Consider the following 21,607-nt stretch of genomic DNA (forward strand, 5'->3'; position numbering starts at 1 on the left):
ATGCGCATCGTCGTCCTCACCGGGGCGGGAATCTCCGCTGAGAGCGGCCTCGCCACTTTCCGTGATGCGGGAGGCCTGTGGGAGGGGCATGACATCGCCGACGTCGCCACCCCGGAAGGATTCGCCCGCGATCCCGACACGGTGCTCGCCTTTTACGACCTCCGACGCCGGATCGCCGGATCCGTCGCCCCCAACGCGGCCCACCTCGCGCTCGCGCGTCTGGAGCAGGCGCTCGGCGACGATCTCCTGGTCGTGACGCAGAACGTCGACGATCTTCATGAGCGGGCCGGCACGTCGCGCTTGATTCATATGCACGGAGAGCTGCAGAAGGCGCTCTGCTCCCGCTGCGGCGCGCGCACCCCGGAGATGGGCGACCTGCTCGGTCGGCCCGAGTGCCCGCACTGCGGGGCCCGCACGCTCCGCCCCGACGTGGTGTGGTTCGGGGAGATGCCGTACGGATTGGACGCCATCGAGCGTGCGGTCAGCGAGTGTGACCTCTTCGTCTCGGTCGGTACCTCCGGTGAGGTCTACCCCGCCGCCGGTTACGCGGCGCTGGCGGCTGCGTGCGGCGGGCGCACCATGGAGCTGAACCTCGTGCCGAGCAACCCGCTGGTGCCGTTCGACGAGGTGCGCACCGGCCCGGCGACGGTTGTCGTGCCCGCGTGGGTCGAGGAAGTCCTCGCCCGCGCCTGACGTCGCCGGGCCGACGCTCAGCTTCGGAGGAAGGACCCTCCCGCCCGTACTCGAGACACGGCGTCCACCGTGGCGGCGAGGATCAGGACGCCGCCGGTGACGAGCAGGTTGATGCCCGCGGGGAGGTTGAGAAGCCCGAGGCCGTTGGTGATGCATGCGATCACGAGCGCGCCGATGGCGGCGTGGATGAGGCGTCCGCGGCCTCCGAACAGGCTCACGCCGCCGACCACCGCCGCCGCGACACCGCTGAGGACGATGTCGCGCCCGACCGTCGCATCCACCGACCCCACCCGGGAAACGCTGAACAGGGCCGAGACGACCGCGAGCGTGGAACAGATGACGAACGCCCACCACTTCACCCAGCGCACCTTCACCCCCGAGCGGCGAGCCGCCTCGGCGTTGCCGCCGATCGCGTAGATGTAGCGGCCGAACCGCGTGCGGTCCAGCACGAAGGTTCCGATCCACAGGATCACCAGCGTGACCGGCACGATGATCGGCACGCCCTGCACCGCGACGACGGACTGGCCGCGGTCCTGGTTCAGGATGAAGACGAAGACCCCACCGATCACGGCGATGACCGCCAGCTTGATCCACACGAGCGAGAGCGCCCGGTTGGGGACCCCCGCCTTCGTGCGACGCGCTCGATCGAAGAACGACGTCCCGCCCGAGACCGCGAGCATGACGACCAGCATCCCCCACCCGGCCCAGACGGGAAGGTTTCCGTTCTGCAGGGCCACGAGTTCGGGCACCTGCAGGCGGTACAGTCCGCCGTCCCCGATGATCAGGAGGGCGAGCCCCTGATAGCCGAGGAACAAGCCCAGCGTCACGACGAACGAGGGGATGCCGACCCGGGCGACGAAGAACCCGATCAGAGCTCCGGTGGCCAACCCCACGGCGAACCCGACGAGGAGCGCGAGAATCCAATTCACCTGGAACTGTGCGTTGAGCACGACGAAGAGGGCCATCGCCACACCGCCGGTCACGCCCGCCGACAGGTCGATCTCGCCCAGAAGCAGCACGAAGACCAGGGCGATGCCGAGCATCACCAGCGTCGCGGCCTGATTCAGCAGGTTGGCGAAGTTCCGCTCGGTGAGGAAGAACGGGCTGAGCGTGGAAAACAGCAGAGCCAGGACGACGAGCCCGCCGATGGCGGGAAGGGCGCCCATGTCTCCGGAGCGGATCCGCTGCCACCAGGCGGCGATCTGGTCGCGGAGTCCTCCTTCGACACCGCTTCCGATGAGGTCGCCGGCGACCGGGTCGGGTGAGGCGTTGGTGACGGTGCTCATGCCAGGTCTCCCGGAGTGATGATCGTGTCGGTGGAGAGGAGGGACACGCCGGGCGGTGTCTTGGTGCCGGTGATGTAGCCGACGATGTCGTCGCGAGTGGCATCCTTCGCCGACACCTGCGCGACCAGCTGGCCGAGGTACAGCACGGCGATGTCGTCGGCGACCGCGAAGACGTCGGCGAGGTTGTGGCTGATCAGGATGACAGCCACCCCCTGCTGGGCGAGACGCTGAACGAGGTTCAGCACCTGTTCGGTCTGTGCGACACCCAGCGCGGCGGTCGGCTCGTCGAGGATGACCACGCGGGCCTTCTTCAGCACGGCGCGGGCGATCGCCACCGTCTGACGCTGACCCCCGGAGAGCGAGGCCACCTTCTGACGGACGGACTTGACGGTCCGCACGGACAGTGACCGCAGCGTGTCGGATGCTTCCCGCTCCATCCGCCCCTCGTCCAGGGTCCCCGCCGTGAGTTCCTCCCGGCCGAGGAACATGTTCTGCACGATGTCGAGGTTGTCGCAGAGCGCCAGGTCTTGATAGACGACCTCGATACCGAAGCCGGCCGCATCCCGCGGCGTGTGCAGGTCGCGGTGGGTACCGTCGATCCGGACCTCGCCCTCGTCGTAGGGTTGCACGCCCGCGAGGCCCTTGATGAGGGTCGACTTGCCGGCGCCGTTGTCGCCCACGAGGGCCGTCACGGTACCGGGGTGCACTTTCAGGTCGACGCCCTTGAGGACGTTGACGGGGCCGAAGGATTTCTTCACGCCCGAGAGTTCGATGATCGGCTGTGTCATTCCCGCTTCCTTGTCTTCCATCGGACAGAGCGGGGGCGCCGCGCCCGAGGACGCGGCGCCCCACGGAGGAGCGTTACTGCACTCCGAACTCGGTGCACTTGGCGGCGACGTCGCCCGTGCAGATCTCGGCGGCATCCGCGTCGCCGGCTTCGACGACGTTGATGACCTCTTCCGGGCCCACCAGCTGCGGCGTGACGGCGATGTACGGTGTGCCGTCTTCCAGTTCCTGGTCGGCGGTGGGCGTTTCCCCGTTCAGCAGGGCGACGGCCACCTCCACTGCCGCGTCGGCCTCCTCCTTCACCGGCTTGTAGACGGTCGCCGTCTGCCAGCCGAGCAGGATGTTCTGCAGCCCCGCCACGTTGGCGTCCTGGCCGGACACGGCCACGCCGGCGAGGTTGTTGTTCTGCAGAACCTTGATGACGCCGGCCGCGTTGGTGTCGTTGGCCACCCAGACTCCGTCGACGGCCCCTCCGAGGGAGGTGAGCGCCTGCTCGAAGTTGGTCTGCGACTTGGTCTGGTCCCAGATCCCCGGGGGCTCGGCGGCCGGAGTGATCCCCGCGGCCTCCATCACCTCGACGGCGCCCTCCTTGAACATGGCCGCGTTGCCGTCGGTGGGGTCGCCCCCCATGTAGACGACGACCGCGGTGGCCGGGTCCTTGCCGGCCGTCGCGAGCCCGTCGAGCACCGTCTGGCCTTCCAGGCGACCCACTTCGACGTTGTCGAAGGACACGTAGTAGTCGGCGCCCTCGAAAGGCCGGTCGTATGCGATGACGGGAATACCCTCGGCGGTGGCCTTGGCAGCGACGGCCTCCGCGGCACCCTGGTAGTCGACCAGAAGCATCACGCCGCAGCCCTGCGTGAGCTGCTGGTCGGCGATGGTCGAGTACTTGTTGGTGTCGCCCTGGGCGTTCTGGATGTCCACGTCGAACCCGGCCTCTTCGAGGCCCTCCTGCAGGTACTTGCGGTCGAAGTTCTCCCAGCGGGGCGATGAGGCGGCATCGGGGAGGATGACGCACGCCCGGTCGGCGGCTTCCCCTCCGCCCTCGGTCGACGATCCGCCCCCAGATCCCCCGGAACATCCTGCGAGCAGCACCGCCGCAGCGCCTGAGAGCGCTACCACGGCGGACAATGAGCTTCGCTTCATTTCTCACCCTCCATTGGTGTGAGGTGTTTCCTGGTGTGCCCCCGCCTCCATGGACGTGGCCCTGAAATGATGCACTGCCCCCCGCGGCTAGCGCATCGATCGGGAGGTCACGTTTCGGTAAACACTGCGAAAGTTTCGTCCGGGGGAGGGTGGATTCAGCCGCGTGCAGGTGCTAGGCGAACGAGCACCACGTTGCCGGACTCGTCCGTCTCGGCGACCTCGGTGTACGCCTTGACGAAGTCGGAGAAGCTCTTCTGACCGTACGTTTTCTCGCTGAACGCCGGGTCGAGGCGCTTGATGAGGCTCTTCACCGTCGACGCGTGCTGCCACTCGTTCTCCTCGCGTTCCCCGCCCAGCCGCAGGGCACGCTCGAGCAGGTCCGCGCCAGGATCGGTGGTGCGCTTGCGGGTCCGCGACCGCGAGGGCGATGGGTCCTTCTTCTCCGGGGTGGGCAGTGCGATGCCGGGGAGAGAGTCGTACGCGTCGAACTGGTCGCACGCCGCTGCCAGAGACTTCGCGGTGGAGCCGGCCACCCCCACCCCGACGACGAAGCGACCGAGTCGTCTGCACCGCTGGGCGAGGGGAACATAGTCCGAGTCCCCGCCCACGATCACCACGTGGCTCAGGTCGGGGAGGCGGAACATGTCTTCCACAGCATCCACTGCCAGGCGGATGTCCGCCCCGTTCTTGGCGTAGGCGGCGGCCGGGAAAAGCTGCACGAGGTCGACCGCGCGCGCCACCAGTTGCGTGCGGTATTCGGCGTTGACGGGGGAGGACCAGTCGGCGTAGGCGCGGGTGAGGACCAGCGTGCCGAACGAGGCCGCGTAGTCGATGATGGCGCCGACGTCGATCGTGGCCTGGGCGAGCCGCTCGACGATCTCGGGTTCGGCCGGCTTCTCTGCGATCTTGCTGCGGTCGCGGGCATACGCGTTGCGGCCGTGCACCCGGTCGTACCAGGACATCACGATGTTGTCGAAGTCGAGGTAGACGGCGACGCGGGCGTTCTGCGAATCGGGCATGGCACCAGTCTGCCGGGTACGCCCTCGCCCGGGTACCGCAGACCCACCTTGCGGCACTTGTCCGGCGTGCGCAGCCGCGGAGTCGGCTGAGCTTCGAGCGCAACGGGCCCCTAGGCTCATCGCGTGAACCCGATCGACCGCTTCCGAGAGCTGCTGCGCATCCCTACCGTCTCCCGCTCCGACACGTCGCAGATCGACCCCGCCGGGTTCGAGGAGTTCCGCGCTGCACTGGAGCGGCTCTACCCGCTCGTGCATGAGCGGCTCCAGCGGGAGGTCGTGGGCGACGGGGCACTGCTGTACCGATGGGAGGGTGAGACCTCCGCCGAGCCGCTGGTGCTGATGGCGCACCAGGACGTCGTTCCGGTCGTGGACGCCGAGTGGCAGCATCCGCCCTTCGCCGCGGAGATCGTCGGGGAAGGGCCCGTCGCCGAGATCCACGCGCGCGGCGCGATCGACGACAAGGGCGCGCTGGTGGCGATCCTCGAGGCGGTGGAAGCTCTGCTCGCCGAGAAGGCCACGCCGCCCCGGGACGTGTATCTCGCGTTCGGCCACGACGAGGAGACGCACGGCACCGGCGCGCAGGCGCTGGCTGCCGCTCTCCGCGAGCGCGGCGTGCAGCCGGGGCTGGTACTGGATGAAGGCGGAGCGATTGTGGAGGACGTCCTGCCGGGCCTGTCGGCTCCCGCCGCGATGATCGGCGTCGCGGAACGCGGAATCGCCACCTTCGTGCTGACCGCCCGCGAAGCCGGCGGTCACGCCTCCACTCCGCCGCGGATGCCGGCGACCGCCCGGCTCGCCCGGGCCATCGACCGCATCCGCCGCCGCCCCTTCCCCGTCCGCCTCGCCGCTCCCGTGCGGGCGATGCTCGCCACCGCCGCCGCGCATGTTCCGCAGCCGCTGCGCGCGGTGTACGCGGGGGCGGGGGCCCTCGCGCCGGTGCTCACCCGCGCGTTGTCAGCGCTCGGACCCGAGACCAATGCGCTCGTGCGGACGACCGCCGTCGTCACCGAACTGGCCGGCGCGGACGGACGCAATGTGCTGGCCACGTCTGCGCGGGCGTGGGTCAACGTCCGCCTGCTGACCGGCGACACCCTGGCGGGGGCGACAGCGCACCTCCGCCGCGCGATCGCCGATCCGCTCGTGGAGATCTCCCTCGAGGAGGGCTCCGAGCCCTCGCCGGTGTCGCCCTGGCGCGGGCCGGAGTGGCGACGGTTGGCTGCGACGGTGCAGGGGACGCTCGGCGCCGATGCGGTGACGCTGCCCTACGTGCAGCTCGGCGCCAGTGACAGCCGCTGGTTCACCACGATCAGCGAAAGCGTCTACCGCTTCGCGCCCTTCCGCCTCTCCCGCGCCCAGCGCGATGCGCTGCACGCGCACGACGAGCGCATCGGCGTGGAGGTGTGGCTGCGCGGTATCGCGTTCTACCGCGAGCTCATTCTCGCCCGCTGACCGGTCGCCGCGGGGGGTCGTCGGAGACCCCGAGGAGGAACGCGGCGATGCCGGATGCGGTGCCCTCCAGCACCGGCCCGTGTCCGAAGGACCAGTCCGCATCCGTTGCCCGGACGGTGAACCCCCGGACGACGGCGCGACGATCCGCGGGAGCGGAGCCCGAGGCGTATAGGGCGGCGGCCCCGGCGAGGAACGGGTCGAGGCCCGCGTCCACGCCGTTCTCGCGGGCGAGCACGAGGAGTGCGCGCACGGTCGCCGCGAGGGTGCGGATGCTGCGCCGCCGGCCGGAGCGGACGGCGACGGCGACGCTGCGCAGGGCCGCAACCGGGTCCTCGGTCAGCGGCGAGCCCGCCTCGCCGCGGAGGCCCGCGTCGGCGAGGAAGAGCTCCATGCGCTCCGCCGCGGTCGCCGGAGCCGCGCCGATGAGATCGGCTGCACGGTCCACCACGTCGGCAACGGCGGCTCGCCGGTCGCTCGAGACGGCCGCTTCATCAGCGGTCTCCCGCTGACTGAGGGGTAGGAATCGCGCGAACCGGGACACGCGCACAGTGTAGGCATGTGACACTCATGTGACAGAATCCGACGTGCGCTTCACCATCGTGTGACAGTCACATGCGGGCGGTATCGTTCGCGCACACGACAGTGCCGGAGGAGAAGGATGAGCGAGGACGCGAGCGGGCGACGCCCCAGCATCCGCGACGTCGCGCGGTTGGCAGATGTCTCGCATCAGACGGTCTCGCGGGTGCTCAACAACCACCCCAGCATCCGCCCGGAGACGCGCGCCCGAGTGCTGGACATCATGGCGCAGCTGCAATATCGGCCCAATCGGGCCGCGCGGGCGCTGGTGACCTCGCGCTCGCAGACGATCGGCATCCTCGCCGCTTCCAGCACGCAGTACGGCCCGGCCTCCAGCATCGCCGCGATCGAGGCAGCCGCCCGCGCGCGGGGGTACTGGGTCAGCACGGCCTACATCGAAGCGCGTGACCCGGACTCCATCGCGCAGGGGATCTCGCACCTGATGGCCCAGTCGATCGAGGGTCTGGTGGTCATCGCACCGCAGGTGCGGGTGATCCGGGCGATCGTCGCGCAGCAACTGGATATCCCTTACGTGACGCTGCAGTCGGCCGAAATCGACCCGGGCCACACACTGTCGGTGGACCAGATCGCCGGTGCGCGCATGGCCACGCGCCACCTCATCGAGCTGGGGCATCGCCACATCTACCACCTCGCCGGGCCCCAGGATTGGGTGGAGGCGGAGGCGCGGATGCGCGGTTTCCTCGAGGAGATGTCGGCGCAGGACGTTCCCACCACGGCTCCGATCCTGGGCGATTGGACGGCGGACTTCGGGTATTACGCAGGCCGTGAACTGCTCAGCGTGCGCGATTTCACGGCGATCTTCTCCTCGAACGACCAGATGGCGCTCGGGCTCCTGCACGCCGCCAGGGAGGAAGGGTTGGAGGTCCCCGGCGACATCAGCATCGTCGGCTTCGACGACATCCCCGAGGCTGCGCACTTCTCGCCTCCGCTGACAACGGTGCGCCAGGACTTCCCCGAGCTGGGACGCCGATGTGTGGACCTGCTGCTCGGGGGAGGCGACCTGCCGACCGACGCGGTGAGCGCGGCGATCGTGCCCGAACTCGTCGTCCGCACGTCGACCGGGCCGGCCGCGCGGCTCTAGCGGCCGTTACGGTAACGAAACCGCCACAGTTGACACCCCGGTCGGAATGGGAACTATAGTTGCCCGATGTGAACGGTCACATAGACCGGGCATCCGAGAGGCGAAGGAGTCCACGGGATGAGCGGGAGCGCCGAGGCCAGCCGCCAGGAGCAGTATGTGGTGGGCGCGAGGACCGAGGTTGCGATCGCGCGTACCCGCGCCGACGTCGCTGCGCTGCATGGCGAACTCGTGCGCTACGGCCTGGTCGTGTGGACCGGCGGCAACGTCTCGGCACGGGTGCCGGGGGCCGACCTGTTCGTCATCAAGCCGTCGGGCGTCTCGTATGACGAGTTGGCGCCGGAGAACATGATCCTGTGCGACCTGGATGGTGTCGTGGTGCCCGGAACCCCCGGGAGCGATCGCTCTCCCTCCAGCGACACCGCAGCCCACGCCTACGTATACCGGAGCATGCCCGAAGTCGGGGGAATGGTGCACACGCACTCGACGTTCGCTACGGCATGGGCGGCGCGTGGCGAGGGGATCCCGTGCGTGATCACCGCGATGGCCGATGAGTTCGGCGGTCCCATCCCGGTGGGCCCGTTCGCGATCATCGGCGACGACTCGATCGGTCGCGGCATCGTCGAGACCCTTCGGGGGCATCGCAGCCGCGCCGTGCTCATGCAGAACCACGGACCGTTCACCATCGGCTCCAGCGCACGGGATGCAGTGAAGGCCGCCGTGATGCTCGAGGACGTGGCCCGCACCGTCCATTACGCGCGGGAGGCCGGTGAGTTGATCCCCATCCCGCAGGACGCCATCGACCGGCTCTACGACCGGTACCAGAACGTCTACGGCCAACAAGCACACAACTGAATATCGGAACACCGAGACGAAGACGTCCAACGAAAGGACACACAGTGAAGGCAAAGAAGGTTCTTCTCGCGACCATCGCCGCAGGCGCCCTGATGCTCTCCGCCTGCAGCGGAGGCAGCGGCAGCGGCAGCGGCGGGGAGGGCGGCGGCGACGGCGGTCTCATCGGCGTCGCGATGCCCACCAAGAGCTCTGAGCGCTGGATCCAGGACGGCAACGCCGTCAAGAAGACGCTGGAGGAGCAGGGCTTCTCGGTCGACCTTCAGTACGCGGAGGACGACATCCCCACGCAGGTCTCTCAGATCGAGAACATGATCACCAAGGGCGCTGAGGCGCTGATCGTGGCGTCGATCGATGGCACGACCCTCTCCGAGGTCCTGCAGACGGCCGCCGACTCCGACATCCCGGTGATCGCTTACGACCGCCTCATCAAGGGTTCGGAGAACGTCGACTACTACGCCACGTTCGACAACTTCCTCGTCGGGCAGCAGCAGGCGTGGACGCTCTTGAACGGCCTGGGCCTGACCGACCTCGAGGGCAACCCCGTGGATGGTGCCCCCGCCGGCCCGTTCAACGTCGAGCTGTTCGCCGGTTCGCTGGACGACAACAACGCGTTCTTCTTCTGGGATGGCGCGATGGACGTGCTCGAACCCCTGATCGAAGACGGCACGCTGGTCGTGAACTCGGGTCAGACCGACATCGAGCAGGCCGCCACGCTCCGCTGGGACGGCGAGACCGCCCAGAGCCGCATGGAGGACATCCTCACCTCGTCCTACTCCGACGGCAGCACCCAGGTCGACGCGGTGCTGTCACCGTACGACGGCATCTCGCGCGGCATCATCTCGGCCCTCGCCGACGCCGGGTATTCCGTCGGTGACGAGTGGCCGACCATCTCCGGCCAGGACGCCGAGGTCGACTCGGTCAAGGCGATCCTGTCGGGCGAGCAGTACGCGACGATCTTCAAGGACACGCGCGAGCTCGCCAAGGTCGCGGCCAACATGGCCATCGCCGCCCTCCAGGGCGACGAGGTCGAGGTCAACGACGAGGAGACCTACGACAACGACGTGAAGATCGTCCCGTCGTACCTCCTCGCGCCGGTTCCGGTCGTGAAGGACAACGTCGAGCCGGTGCTCGTGGAGTCCGAATACTGGACGGCCGAGGACCTCGGCCTCTAAGGTCCGAACCTGAACCGTGACGGTGGGCGGGGGCTTCGGCTCCCGTCCACCGTCGCGGCGGCCCGCTACATCCCCATTTCTCGGAAGAAGTCGGAAACGTGTCAGAGAACATCCTGGAGATGCGCGGCATCACCAAGACCTTCCCCGGCGTCAAGGCGCTGTCGAATGTCACCCTCGCGGTTCGCTCGGGAGATGTCCACGCGATCTGCGGCGAGAACGGCGCCGGCAAATCGACGCTCATGAAGGTGTTGTCGGGCGTCTACCCGCACGGCACCTACGACGGCGAGATCGTCTACGCCGGTGACGAGGTGCAGTTCCGCAACCTTCGCGACAGCGAGGCCCGCGGGATCGTCATCATCCACCAGGAACTGGCGCTCAGCCCGTATCTGTCGATCGCGGAGAACATCTTCCTCAACAACGAGCGCACGAGCGCCGGTCTCATCGACTGGAACAAGACGAACTTCGAGGCGGCAGCGCTGCTGGCCCGCGTCGGACTGCGCGACAACCCCACCACGAAGATCAGTCAGATCGGCGTGGGAAAGCAGCAGCTCGTCGAGATCGCCAAGGCGTTGTCGAAGGACGTCAAGCTCCTCATCCTCGATGAGCCGACCGCTGCGCTCAATGACGAGGACTCCGCGCACCTCCTGGACCTCATCCTCCAGCTCAAGGAAGAGGGCGTGACCTCGATCATCATCAGCCACAAGCTGAACGAGATCAAACGCGTCGCCGACACCGTGACGGTCATCCGCGACGGTAAGACGATCGAGACGATCGCGAAGGCCGAGGTCACCGAAGACCGCATCATCAAAGACATGGTGGGGCGCGACCTCGAGCACCGCTATCCCGACCACGAGCCGCACATCGGCGAAGAGCTGTTGCGCGTCGAGGACTGGACGGCGCACCATCCACAGGATCCGTCCCGCGTCATCGTGGACAAGGTCTCCCTGAACGTCCGCGCGGGGGAGATCGTCGGCATCGCGGGCCTCATGGGCGCCGGGCGCACCGAGTTCGCGATGAGCCTGTTCGGCCACAGCTACGGCACCCGCATCTCCGGCAAGGTGTTCATGCGCGGGAAAGAGATCAAGACGCGCACCGTGTCGGAGGCGATCGACAACGGCCTGGCGTATGCGACGGAAGACCGCAAGACGTACGGGCTGAACCTCATCGAAGACATCAAGCGCAACATCTCGATGGCCTCCCTGCGGAAGCTCGAGAAGGCCGGTCTCGTCAACGACAACGAGGAGTTCAAGGTCGCCAACGACTACCGGCGCGAACTGAACATCAAGGCCCCGAGCGTGCTCGTCAAGACCGGAAAGCTCTCCGGCGGAAACCAGCAGAAGGTCGTGCTGTCGAAGTGGATCTACTCCGACCCCGACGTGCTCATCCTGGATGAGCCCACCCGCGGCATCGACGTCGGCGCGAAGTACGAGATCTACACGATCATCAACCGGCTCGCGGCCGAGGGGAAGGGCATCATCGTCATCTCCTCGGAGCTTCCGGAGCTCCTGGGCATCTCCGACCGCGTGTATGCGTTGTCGGAGGGCCGCATCACCGGCGAGGTGCCCATCTCCGAAGCCACCCCCGAGTCCGTCCTCAAGCTCATGACCATGGAGAACCCCCGCTGACGGGGGTTCGGGAGACAGATCAATGACGAACAACACCGAGGCCGTCGGCGCGAACATCAACCCGCCGGACAACAAATTCACGCGCTGGTTCAGCCACGTGCTGGCCGATCTGGGCAAGAACGGCATCTTCATCGCCCTGATCGCCGTGGTCGCCCTCTTCACGATCCTGACCAACGGCATCCTGCTCCGCCCCCAGAACATCTCGAACCTGGTCGTGCAGAACGGCTACATCCTCGTGCTGGCCATCGGCATGGTCATGGTGATCATCGCCGGGCACATCGACCTCTCGGTGGGATCGGTGGCGGCCTTCGTCGGGGCGCTCTCGGGCGTCTTCGCGGTGGAGATGGGCATGCCCTGGTGGCTCGCCATCCTGTTGTCGCTCCTCATCGGAGCGCTGGTGGGCGCGTGGCAGGGTTTCTGGATCGCTTTCGTGGGGATTCCCGCGTTCATCGTGACCCTGGCGGGCATGCTGATCTTCCGCGGGCTGGCGCTCGTGGTCCTCGGTAACGCCAACATCGGCTCGTTCCCGACGGAGTACCGAGCGTTGGGCAACGGGTTCTTGTCGGGGTTGTTCGGCGAAACCGATCCCGACATCTTCACGCTCGCGATCGGCGCCGTGGCCATCGTCGCCGTCGTCGTGCAGCAGATGCGCACCCGCGCGGGGCGGTCCAAGTACGGTCAGGAGGTCGAGCCGATCGTCTGGGTCATCGTGAAGCTCGTGCTCATCGCCGCGGCGATCGCCTTCTTCACCTACTCGCTCGCGTCGTACAAGGGCATCCCGGTGACCCTGATCGTGCTGGCGGTGCTCGTGATGGTCTACGGCCTCGTGATGAAGCGGACGGTGTTCGGCCGCCACATCTATGCCATCGGCGGCAACCGCCACGCCGCGGAGCTGTCGGGGATCAAGACCCGCCGCGTGGACTTCTGGTTGTTCGTGAACATGGGGTTCCTGGCAGCCCTCGCCGGCCTGATCTTCACCGCCCGCCTGAACCTTGCCGGCCCGAAGGCCGGTGACGGATTCGAGCTCGAAGCCATCTCGGCCGCGTTCATCGGTGGCGCTGCGGTCCAGGGCGGTGTCGGCACCATCGGCGGGGCGATCATCGGTGGCCTCATCATCGGCGTGCTCAACAACGGCATGTCGATCATGGGCATCGGCATCGAGTGGCAGCAGGCCGTCAAGGGCCTCGTCCTGCTGCTGGCCGTGGCCTTCGACGTCTACAACAAGCGCCGCTCCGGCAACAGCTGAACGCCTCCGCGGCCTGACCGACCTCCACAATCCCGTCGGCCGACGAGAACCCCGCAGTGCGCCGGGGTTTCGTCGGCCGACGGGATTTTCGCGGGGACGGGGACCTGGTCAGGGGAGCAGGGTGACCTTGCCGTCGGTGCCGGACTGGACGAGGCGCTGGGCCTCTCCCGCCTCGGTGAGCGGCAACTGCGGACCGAGCTCGACGGAGAACGCGCTGGCCGAGAGAAGCGCGAGCGTCACCGGGATCGCCTCGTGCCGCCACGCGAGTTCCTGGGCCGAGAGGGGGCGCGGGCTCCCACCTCGGAACGCCCGGATGCCGAGGGCATCGGCCTCTGCGCCCCGGACGAGTGTGACGATCCGCCGGCGGTCGGCGACCAGGTCGATCGAGACGTCCAGCGCCTCGTCGGTGCCGACGCAGTCCAGGGCGGCGGTGACACCTTCCGGCGCAGCATCCCGTACCCGTCCCACGAGCCCGTCGCCGTAGCGCACCACGGTCGCGCCGAGAGCGCGCACCCCGTCCGCGCGGCGATCCGAAGCGGTCGCGATGACGCGGGCTCCCCACAGGAGCGCGTACTGGACCGCCGCGCGCCCGACCGAGCCCGAGCCGCCGTGGACGAGAAGCGTGTCACCGGGGCCGATCGCGAGCGACCGCAGCGACTGATACGCCGTGCCGACGGGAATCCCCAGCGCCGCGGCCTGCGCGGCACTGACCGCCGGCGGCCGGGGCACCGCGGAGGCGGCGGGGACGACGATCTCCTCGGCGTAGGTTCCGATGACGCCGGTCAGCACGACGGGAAGGCCGGGGCGGAATCCCTCCACGTCGTTCCCGACCTCGACCACGACCCCGCCGGCGTCCGCGCCCACGCGACGGGGCTCGCGGATGGGGTCGCTCGCCCGCGCGCCCGAGCGCAGCTTCGCATCCACCGGATTCACGCCGGCCGCCTCTATCCGAACGCGCAGCTCACCGCGAGCGGGAGCGGAGAAAGGCACCTCGCGGACCTGCAGCACCTCAGGACCGCCGAACTCGGTGTGGACGACAGCGCGTGGCATGGCAGGATCCTTTCCGTCGCCGAGCCTAGTGGTGGGCGCGGCCCCGGGCTCAGCTGCGCAGAACCTTCGCGATCCGCTGCAGCGAGACCGGTTCGGCCGTGCCGAGCTGCTGCGCGAAGAGGCTCACCCGCAGCTCTTCCAGCAGCCACCGTGCGTGCACGATCCGGGCGGGCGCGTCAGCGGGCGGCGGGATGGTGCCACCCGCGTCGCTGTAGAGGGCGGCGGCCCGCTCGTATTCGTTCTGACGCTGCCGGTCGCGGCCCGGGTTGTCCGCCAGCGCCTGGACCCGCTGCAGCGCGCCGGCGAGATACCGCGGAACGTGCGCCAGACGAGCGAGCCCGGTCGCGGAGACGAACCCCGGGAAGACGAGACCACTCAGCTGCGCGCGCACGTCACCGAGCGCCCCGAGAAGGGCCATCGACGTCTGGCCTCGGAGGGCGCGGTCCACCTCGCGGCCGGTGGTGAGGACCCGTGCAGCCAGCGAGACGGCCGCGAAGGTCTCGTCCACGACGACGGCCGACAGCGCATCGCGCACGCGTTCGAATTCGGCGTGCGTGCGGACGGATCCGCCGGGCGCGGAACGATCGAGCACCGCATCGGCCACGGCCACACGCGCGTCCTCGATCAGAGCCTTGGCGCTGGGGTACGGGGATGCGGCGAGGGCGAGCTTCTCCGTCGACGTGAGGTGCTCGAGGACATAGGTCGCGGGGGAAGCGACGGCCAGGAGCAGGAGGCGGCGCACGCCCGCGCGGGTGTGGCGCGCCGCATCCTGGGGGGTGGTCTCCAGGCGCAGCGACACTGATCCGCCGTCATCGATGAGGGCGGGGTAACCCCGCACGACACCCCCGGCCACCCGCGTGTCCACGACCTCGGGGAGATCACCGAACGTCCATGTCGTGACCCCCGAGCGCGCCGTGAACGCCCCGGGCGCGGCCATTCCCCCCGGCGTCGCTGCGGCGGCGACCTGCGCGGCGCGGCGATCGATCGTGGCGGCCACGCTCGTGCGCGCACGATCGGCGAGGCGCTGCTGGAGCGCGGACAGGTCGCGGTCGCTGCCGACCGTGCGCCCGCGGGCATCCACCGCGCGGAAGGTGGGCAGGAGGTGGCCGGGCACCCGCTCCATATCGAAATCGGCTGCGGTCACGGGCTGGCTCGCGACGCGCTGGACCAGCGCGGCCAGCGCCGCGGTGAGGGTGGTGGCGGGGAGCCCGTCCGTGTTCTCCGGGCCGCGTCCGGCCAGGTCCGCGGCGAAGCGCTCGGCCCAGTCCGCCGCGGGGACGACGTTGCGGCGGATCGCCTTCGGAAGGGCGCGCAGGAGCGCGGTGACCAGGGCGTCCCGGAGCCCTGGGACCTGCCAGTCGAAGCCGTCGGGTCGCAGCTGGGCGAGAAGGGCCAGCGGCACGAGGACGGTGAGCCCGTCGTCGGGAGCGCCCGGTTCGAAACGGTAGGACAGGGACAGGGTCTGGTCGCCCTGCTGCCACCGAGACGGGAATCCGCGGTCATCCGGGCGCGCGGCCTCCCCGGTGAGGTCGGCTTCGGACAGGTCCAGGAGGCGCGGGGTCTGCTCCGAGGCATCCCGCCACCACTGCTCGAACGAGCGCACGTCGAACACGTCGGCGGGGATGCGGGAGTCGTAGAACGCGAACACCGCCTCGTCGCCGACGAGGATGTCGCGGCGCCGCTCGCGCTCCTCGATCTTCTCCAGCCTGCGGCGCTGCTCGGTGTTGCGTCGGAGGAAGGCGGTGAGGCGCTTATCGAGCGTCGACGCATCCCACTCCTCCTCGACGAGCGCGTGGCGGAGGAACATCTCGCGCGCGAGCGGCCGGTCGAACCGGGCCAGCTGCACGCGCCGGCGGGGGACGATCTCCACGCCGAAGAGCGTGACCTTCTCGTACGCGGATGCGGCGCCCGCCGACTTCGACCAGTGCGGTTCGCTCAGCGACCGCTTCGCGAGGTCGCCCGCGAGCGCTTCGGCCCACGCCGGGTCGATCGCGGCGACCGTGCGCGCGAACAGGCGGGACGTCTCGACCAGTTCGGCGGCCATCACCGCCGAGGGCCGGCGCTTGCGCAGCCCGGAGCCCGGGAAAATCGCGAACCGTGCGCCGCGGGCGCCGATGTACTCGCCCTTGGCCGCGCGCCCGTCGCCCTTCGCGTCCCGGGGGCCGCGGCGGTCCTTGGGCGGGTTCGCGGTGCGGGGGTCGAGGATGCCGATCTGCGAGAGCAGGCCCGCGAGGATGGCGCGGTGCACCGCATCCGGATCCGCCGTCCGCTCGGTGGTTTCGCGCCGGATGTTCAGGAGCGAGCGCAGCTGCCGGTGCACGTCGACCCATTCGCGGACGCGGACGTAGTTGAGGAACTCGGCGCGGCAGAGGCGCCGGAAGGCGCTGGAGCCGAGCTCGGCCTGCTTCTCCTGCAGGTGATCCCACAGGTTCAGCAGCGACAGGAAGTCGCTCGTCGGGTCGGTGAATCGAGCGTGCAGGCGGTCGGCCTCTTCGCGCCGCTCTTCGGGGCGCTCGCGCACATCCTGGATGGACAGTCCCGCGACGATCGCGAGCACCTCCCGCAGCGTGCCGTTGTCGCGGGCCTCGAGCAGCATCCGGGCGAAGCGGGGGTCGATGGGCAGCCGCGCGATCTCCCGCCCGATGCCGGTGAGCCGCGGGGTCTCGCCGCCGCGGCCGGCGGTCGGGCGGGCGGGGGGTCTGATCGCCCCCAGCTCGGTCAGCAGATCCGTTGCGGCCTTCACGCCGCGCGAGTCGGGCTTGGTGAGGAACGGGAAGTCCGCCATGTCACCGAAGCCCAGCGACAGCATCTGCAGCAGCACGGACGCCAGGGACGTGCGGAGGATCTCCGGTTCGGTGTATTCCGGCCGCCGGGTGAAGTCCTCCTCGGAGTAGAGGCGGATCGCGACGCCCGGCGACGTGCGGCCGGCACGCCCCGAGCGCTGCTGCGCCGACGCCTGCGGCACGGCCTCGATCGGCAGGCGCTGGATCTTCGAACGTGCGCTGTACCGCGAGATGCGGGCGGTGCCCGTGTCGACGACGTACCGGATTCCGGGGACGGTCAGGCTCGTCTCGGCCACGTTGGTGGCGAGGATGACCCGGCGCCGCACGCCCGCGACGCGGGAGGGTTCGAACACGCGATGCTGTTCGGCCGAGGAGAGACGACCGTAAAGGGGGAGGACCTCGGTGGGCGCAGCATCCTTCGCGTACGCGCCGCGCACCGCCTCGGCGGCATCGCGGATCTCCGCCTCGCCGGGGAGGAACACCAGCACATCACCGGCGGGCTCGCGGTCGAGCTCGCGCAGCGCCGCGACGATCCCGCCGACCTCGTCGGGATCGTCCTCCGCTTCGCCCTCCGGCACCAGCGGGCGGTATCGGATGTCGACGGGGTAGGTGCGGCCCGAGACCTCCACGATCGGCGCGGGCTGATCCGCGGCATCCGCGAAATGCTTCGCGAAGCTCTGCGGGTCGATGGTCGCCGACGTCACGATCACCTTGAGGTCGGGGCGCTCGGGGAGGATGCGGCGAAGGTAACCGAGGAGGAAGTCGATGTTGAGCGACCGTTCGTGCGCCTCGTCGATGATGATCGTGTCGTAGCGGCGCAGCAGCCGGTCGCGGTGGATCTCGTTGAGCAGGATGCCGTCGGTGACGAGGGCGACCCGGGTGTCGTCGGAGACGTTGTCGGTGAAGCGGACCTTGTAGCCCACGGTGGTGCCCAGCGGCACCTGGAGCTCTTCGGCGATGCGCTCGGCGATGGTGCGCGCGGCGATCCGGCGAGGCTGGGTGTGCGCGATACGGGTGCGGCCGAGCTCGAGGCAGATCTTGGGCAGCTGCGTGGTCTTGCCCGACCCGGTCGCTCCGGCGACGATCACGACCTGGTTCTCGGCGATGGCGCGCGCGATCTCCTCCCGGGCGGCGCTGACGGGCAGCTCCGGCGGGTACGCGATCACGGGTTCGGGCGAGGACACAGCCTTCGATCGTATCCGGCATCCCGCTCCCCTCCCCGAGAAACGACAATTCGGATGAGACACAACGCGGCGCGGGGTTTCTCGTCCGGATCGTCGTTTCTCGCCGGGCAGAGCGGTGCGGGGAGCGGCCGGGGGAGGGTCAGGACGGGCGGGAGATGAGGGCGACCAGGTCTTCCCACATCGCATCCAGGCGCGGCGTCCACGGCGCCGCCATCGCGCCGGACCGGTAGCGGTGCTCGGCCAACTCCAGCGGCACCCACTCGGCTTCGGCCACCTCGAGAGGATCGGGCCGCAGCGTCGGGGTCTCGGCGATCCGTGCGGCGTAGAGATCGAAGAGCGCGGTCGGCTCCGGGAATCGGCCGACCAGGACCAGGGATGCTGCGGACACCGCAACGCCCGTCTCCTCCCGCAGCTCTCGCGCCGCCGCGTCGGTACTCGGCTCACCGGCGAGCACGCTCCCCGCCGGGAACTCCCAGGTGAGCGGATAGTCCTTGGCCGAGGCCCGGCGCGTCATGAGCACGCGACCGTCGGAGCGGACCACGCACGTGCCCACGACGACGTGGAACGCACCATCCGGCCATCGGGCATCGCCGCGTCGGTGGGTGCGACCCATCGGCGTTCCGTCCCGGGTTGTGAGGTCCCACAGTTCCTCGTCGCTCATCGCTCCATCTTGCCGCCGAGGCACCCACCCTGCGCGAGAAACGACGATCCGGACGACACAGGGCGCGGCGCGGAGTTTCTCGTCCGGATCGTCGTTTCTCGACGGCGGGAGGACGGCGGGAGGACGGCGGGAGGACGGCGGGAGGACGGCGGGAGGCGGCGGGAGGCGCGGGGGGCGTCGCGCGCCGGGCCGCGTCCGTCAACCCCCGGACGCGACGGCCGGGGCCGCTCCTAGGCTGGCGGCATGACAATTCCCACGGTTGCCCTGAACGACGGCAACAGCATCCCCCAGCTCGGCTACGGCGTCTTCCTCGTTCCGCCCGAGGACACCGAGCGCGCGGTGAGCGAAGCCCTCGAGGTCGGCTACCGCCACATCGACACCGCCGCGATCTACCGCAACGAGAAGGGCGTCGGCGCGGCGATCGCGGCCAGCGGCATCCCGCGCGACGAGCTGTTCATCACGACGAAGCTCTGGAACGACCGGCACGACGGCGACGAGCCGCACAAGGCCATCGCGGAGAGCCTGGAGAAGCTCGGTCTCGAGCAGGTGGACCTCTACCTCATCCACTGGCCCACCCCCGCGAAGGACAACTACCTGCACGCGTGGGAGAAGATGATCGAGATCCGGGATGCCGGGCACACCCGCTCGATCGGAGTGTCGAACTTCCAGGTGCCCCACCTCGAGCGCATCGTCGACGCCACCGGTGTGACTCCGGTCGTCAACCAGATCGAACTCCACCCCGCTCACGCTCAGCGCGAGATCGTGGCGTGGGGCGAGGCACATGACATGCACATCGAGTCGTGGGGTCCGCTCGGTCAGGGCAAGTACGACCTGTTCAACATCCGCGCCGTTGCCGAGGCCGCGGCATCCCACGGCAAGAGCCCGGCCCAGGCCGTGCTGCGCTGGCACATCCAGCACGGCTTCATCGTGTTCCCCAAGTCCGTCCGCCGCGAGCGGCTGGAAGAGAACATCGACCTGTTCGACTTCGAGCTGACCGACGCCGAGATGACCGCGATCGATGCGATCGACCCCGGTGACGGCTCGGGCCGCGTCAGCACGCATCCGGACGATCTGAACTGACGTGAACCGCCTGGCGAACGCCACCAGCCCCTACCTGCGTCTCCACGCGTCCAACCCGGTCGCGTGGTACCCGTGGGGGCCGGAGGCGTTCGCCGAGGCGGAGCGGCGCGACGTGCCGGTGCTCGTGTCGATCGGCTACTCCACGTGCCACTGGTGCCACGTCATGGCGCGCGAGTCGTTCGCCGACGACGCGACCGCGGCGATCATCAACGACGGCTTCGTGGCGATCAAGGTCGACCGCGAGGAGCATCCCGAAGTGGATGCCGCGTACCTCGACGCGGCCTCCGCCTTCACCCGGAACCTCGGCTGGCCCCTCACGGTGTTCACCACCCCGGGCGGCGCGGTGTTCTTCGCCGGCACGTACTGGCCGAACGAGGCACGCGGGCCCATGCCCGCCTTCCGGGACGTGCTCGCCGCGGTGCGGGAGGCGTGGACCGAACGGCGCGACGAGGTCCTCCGCACCGGTGAGGCCCTCCGCGAAGCGCTGGCGGCCTCGGTCCCGCCCGCCGCGGATGCGCTTCCCACTCTCGACCAGCTCGCGGAGGCGGCGCGCGCGGTCGTCGCGGGGGAAGACCGCGAGTACGGCGGATTCGCGGCCGGCAGTGCGCTGGAGACGCCCAAGTTCCCCAACGTGCCCGTGCTGCGCTTCCTCGCGTCGGAGGCGCTGGTGGAGCCGGTTCCGGATGCGGCGGCCGTGGCCGCGCGCGCACTCGCCGCCATGGCCGCCTCCGAGTTGCACGACCCCGTCGAGGGCGGCTTCTTCCGCTACGCCACCCGGCGGGACTGGACCGTTCCGCACTACGAGCGGATGCTCACCGACAACGCCGGGCTGATCGAGGCGGCGCTGGACGCCGGGAACGACGAGGTCGCCGCCGACGCCGCACGGTACCTCGTCGACGTGCTGCAGCAGCCGAACGGTGGAATCGCGGCGGCCCAGGACTCCGAATCGATCATCGACGGTGAACGCAGCGAGGGCGGCTACTACGCCCGCGACGCCGCCGGGAGGGCAGAGCTTGCCCCGCCGGCGCTCGACGGCAAGATCGTCACCGGGTGGAACGGCCACGCCATCGCCGCCCTCGCGCGCGCCGGCGTGGTGCTCGGCGACGACCGTCTCATCGAGGCGGCGCGCTGGGCGACGGACGCCGTACTCGAGACGAACCTCGACGCGGACGGGATGCTCCGCCGGGCGTCGCTCGACGAGATCGTGTCCTCCGCCCCGGCGACACTGGAGGATTACGGCGGGCTGGCCCGCGGTCTGCTGCTGCTCGCGCTCTCCACGGGACAGTCGGTGTACGCCTCCCGCGCCCGCGACCTCGTGGATGCGTGCCTGGCAGCGGACGGGACCATCGAGGCGCCCGGCGGCGGTGACCCGGTGCTCGCCACCCAGGGGGTACGGGCCGCGGGTGTCGCCAGCGACGGTGCGGCTCCCTCCGGCCCCGCGGCGATGGCCGCCGCCGCGCTGCTGCTGTGGCAACTGGGCGCCGGAGAGCGCTACCGCTCTGCGGCCGCCACTCTTGTCCAGGCGGCGAGCCCCGCCGCGCTCGCCGCGCCGATCGCGCACGGCGCCCTGCTCCAGGTGGCGGTCGGGCTGGCCAGTGCCCCGCACCAGGTGGTCGTGATCGGGAACGCCGACAGCCCTCTCGCTGCCCGGGCACGCCGCATGCACGCCGATGTCGTGGCGATCGTCGACGCGTCGCAGGCCGCCGAGCTGGCCTCGGCCGGCCTGTCGCTGTTCGAAGGGAAGGCGCCGATCGAGGGACGCCCGACCGCCTACGACTGTCGCGCCTTCACGTGCCGCCTCCCGGTGACCGACCCCGCACAGCTGGCCTGACCGACCCCGCACAGCTGGCCTGAGCCACCCCGCGCAGCTGGCCTGATTCACGCCGCTCGGCGGGCC

Annotated in this window: 17 protein-coding genes; 9 read left to right on the forward strand and 8 right to left on the reverse strand. The window is 69.7% G+C overall.

All coding sequences use genetic code 11. The annotated features are described in order from the left end of the window. Positions 1–693: an NAD-dependent deacylase gene (locus AC4FS1_RS01110; RefSeq protein ID WP_491151914.1), complete on the forward strand. Its 693-nt coding sequence runs from the start codon at positions 1–3 to the stop codon at positions 691–693. A 17-nt stretch (positions 694–710) separates the two neighbouring features. On the opposite strand, the gene AC4FS1_RS01115 is transcribed toward AC4FS1_RS01110, so the two are convergent. From AC4FS1_RS01115 to AC4FS1_RS01130, 4 genes are all read right to left on the reverse strand, one after another. After that, positions 711–1,979 (reverse strand): sugar ABC transporter permease, encoded by a 1,269-nt coding sequence (locus AC4FS1_RS01115; RefSeq protein ID WP_491151916.1) that lies wholly within the window; start codon positions 1,977–1,979, stop codon positions 711–713. Beyond that, the gene (locus tag AC4FS1_RS01120) at positions 1,976–2,767 is read right to left on the reverse strand and encodes an ATP-binding cassette domain-containing protein (protein WP_491151918.1); all 792 of its coding nucleotides are present in this window, start codon (positions 2,765–2,767) and stop codon (positions 1,976–1,978) included. Before AC4FS1_RS01120 ends, AC4FS1_RS01115 begins: the two co-directional genes overlap by 4 nt. Positions 2,768–2,840: 73 nt before the next feature. Beyond that, entirely contained in the window at positions 2,841–3,911 is a 1,071-nt protein-coding gene (locus tag AC4FS1_RS01125; protein ID WP_491151920.1) for a substrate-binding domain-containing protein, read from the reverse strand. Between the two features lie 155 nt (positions 3,912–4,066). After that, positions 4,067–4,930 (reverse strand): NYN domain-containing protein, encoded by an 864-nt coding sequence (locus AC4FS1_RS01130; protein ID WP_491151921.1) that lies wholly within the window; start codon positions 4,928–4,930, stop codon positions 4,067–4,069. A gap of 123 nt (positions 4,931–5,053) precedes the next feature. On the opposite strand from AC4FS1_RS01130, the gene AC4FS1_RS01135 reads away from it, so the two are divergent. Further along, the gene (locus AC4FS1_RS01135) at positions 5,054–6,379 is read left to right on the forward strand and encodes a M20/M25/M40 family metallo-hydrolase (protein ID WP_491151923.1); all 1,326 of its coding nucleotides are present in this window, start codon (positions 5,054–5,056) and stop codon (positions 6,377–6,379) included. Here the strand turns inward: AC4FS1_RS01135 and AC4FS1_RS01140 are convergent. Then, positions 6,363–6,920, reverse strand: a complete 558-nt coding sequence (locus tag AC4FS1_RS01140; RefSeq protein WP_491151925.1) for a hypothetical protein — start codon at positions 6,918–6,920, stop codon at positions 6,363–6,365. The two genes, AC4FS1_RS01135 and AC4FS1_RS01140, sit on opposite strands and share 17 nt — an antisense overlap. A gap of 117 nt (positions 6,921–7,037) precedes the next feature. On the opposite strand from AC4FS1_RS01140, the gene AC4FS1_RS01145 reads away from it, so the two are divergent. From AC4FS1_RS01145 to mmsB, 5 genes are all read left to right on the forward strand, one after another. Then, positions 7,038–8,057, forward strand: a complete 1,020-nt coding sequence (locus tag AC4FS1_RS01145) for a LacI family DNA-binding transcriptional regulator (RefSeq protein ID WP_491151927.1) — start codon at positions 7,038–7,040, stop codon at positions 8,055–8,057. 117 nt (positions 8,058–8,174) lie between these two features. Then, positions 8,175–8,909 (forward strand): L-ribulose-5-phosphate 4-epimerase, encoded by a 735-nt coding sequence (locus AC4FS1_RS01150; protein ID WP_491151929.1) that lies wholly within the window; start codon positions 8,175–8,177, stop codon positions 8,907–8,909. A 44-nt stretch (positions 8,910–8,953) separates the two neighbouring features. Then, positions 8,954–10,081: a multiple monosaccharide ABC transporter substrate-binding protein gene (gene chvE, locus AC4FS1_RS01155; RefSeq protein ID WP_491151931.1), complete on the forward strand. Its 1,128-nt coding sequence runs from the start codon at positions 8,954–8,956 to the stop codon at positions 10,079–10,081. Between the two features lie 98 nt (positions 10,082–10,179). Further along, positions 10,180–11,706 (forward strand): multiple monosaccharide ABC transporter ATP-binding protein, encoded by a 1,527-nt coding sequence (gene mmsA / locus AC4FS1_RS01160; protein WP_491151932.1) that lies wholly within the window; start codon positions 10,180–10,182, stop codon positions 11,704–11,706. A 22-nt stretch (positions 11,707–11,728) separates the two neighbouring features. Beyond that, positions 11,729–12,952, forward strand: coding sequence for a multiple monosaccharide ABC transporter permease (gene mmsB / locus AC4FS1_RS01165; protein WP_491151933.1), 1,224 nt, complete (start codon positions 11,729–11,731; stop codon positions 12,950–12,952). A gap of 108 nt (positions 12,953–13,060) precedes the next feature. Here the strand turns inward: mmsB and AC4FS1_RS01170 are convergent, their stop codons facing one another. The 3 genes from AC4FS1_RS01170 to AC4FS1_RS01180 form a co-directional block, all read right to left on the reverse strand. After that, the gene (locus AC4FS1_RS01170; protein WP_491151934.1) at positions 13,061–14,002 is read right to left on the reverse strand and encodes a quinone oxidoreductase family protein; all 942 of its coding nucleotides are present in this window, start codon (positions 14,000–14,002) and stop codon (positions 13,061–13,063) included. A gap of 49 nt (positions 14,003–14,051) precedes the next feature. After that, positions 14,052–17,969, reverse strand: coding sequence for an ATP-dependent RNA helicase HrpA (gene hrpA / locus AC4FS1_RS01175; RefSeq protein WP_491151935.1), 3,918 nt, complete (start codon positions 17,967–17,969; stop codon positions 14,052–14,054). Between the two features lie 139 nt (positions 17,970–18,108). After that, positions 18,109–18,630 carry an NUDIX hydrolase gene (locus AC4FS1_RS01180; RefSeq protein ID WP_491151936.1) on the reverse strand — a complete coding sequence of 174 codons (522 nt, stop codon included), beginning with the start codon at positions 18,628–18,630 and terminating at the stop codon, positions 18,109–18,111. A gap of 243 nt (positions 18,631–18,873) precedes the next feature. Here AC4FS1_RS01180 and AC4FS1_RS01185 point away from each other — a divergent pair, with 243 nt between their 5' ends. Further along, entirely contained in the window at positions 18,874–19,710 is an 837-nt protein-coding gene (locus AC4FS1_RS01185) for an aldo/keto reductase (protein ID WP_491151937.1), read from the forward strand. 1 nt (position 19,711) lies between these two features. Further along, the gene (locus AC4FS1_RS01190; protein WP_491151939.1) at positions 19,712–21,541 is read left to right on the forward strand and encodes a thioredoxin domain-containing protein; all 1,830 of its coding nucleotides are present in this window, start codon (positions 19,712–19,714) and stop codon (positions 21,539–21,541) included. Positions 21,542–21,607 lie beyond the last annotated feature (66 nt).

The organism is Microbacterium sp. Z12_35 (assembly GCF_058310475.1).

What these genes read in the sequence shown, in the direction of transcription:
- AC4FS1_RS01125 (WP_491151920.1), bottom strand. Translation starts at nt 3,911, where the DNA reads ATGAAGCGAAGCTCATTGTCCGCCGTGGTAGCGCTCTCAGGCGCTGCG.
- AC4FS1_RS01180 (WP_491151936.1), bottom strand. Translation starts at nt 18,630, where the DNA reads ATGAGCGACGAGGAACTGTGGGACCTCACAACCCGGGACGGAACGCCG.
- AC4FS1_RS01130 (WP_491151921.1), bottom strand. Translation starts at nt 4,930, where the DNA reads ATGCCCGATTCGCAGAACGCCCGCGTCGCCGTCTACCTCGACTTCGAC.
- AC4FS1_RS01170 (WP_491151934.1), bottom strand. Translation starts at nt 14,002, where the DNA reads ATGCCACGCGCTGTCGTCCACACCGAGTTCGGCGGTCCTGAGGTGCTG.
- AC4FS1_RS01115 (WP_491151916.1), bottom strand. Translation starts at nt 1,979, where the DNA reads ATGAGCACCGTCACCAACGCCTCACCCGACCCGGTCGCCGGCGACCTC.
- AC4FS1_RS01110 (WP_491151914.1), top strand. Translation starts at nt 1, where the DNA reads ATGCGCATCGTCGTCCTCACCGGGGCGGGAATCTCCGCTGAGAGCGGC.
- AC4FS1_RS01150 (WP_491151929.1), top strand. Translation starts at nt 8,175, where the DNA reads ATGAGCGGGAGCGCCGAGGCCAGCCGCCAGGAGCAGTATGTGGTGGGC.
- AC4FS1_RS01145 (WP_491151927.1), top strand. Translation starts at nt 7,038, where the DNA reads ATGAGCGAGGACGCGAGCGGGCGACGCCCCAGCATCCGCGACGTCGCG.
- mmsB (WP_491151933.1), top strand. Translation starts at nt 11,729, where the DNA reads ATGACGAACAACACCGAGGCCGTCGGCGCGAACATCAACCCGCCGGAC.
- AC4FS1_RS01120 (WP_491151918.1), bottom strand. Translation starts at nt 2,767, where the DNA reads ATGACACAGCCGATCATCGAACTCTCGGGCGTGAAGAAATCCTTCGGC.
- AC4FS1_RS01185 (WP_491151937.1), top strand. Translation starts at nt 18,874, where the DNA reads ATGACAATTCCCACGGTTGCCCTGAACGACGGCAACAGCATCCCCCAG.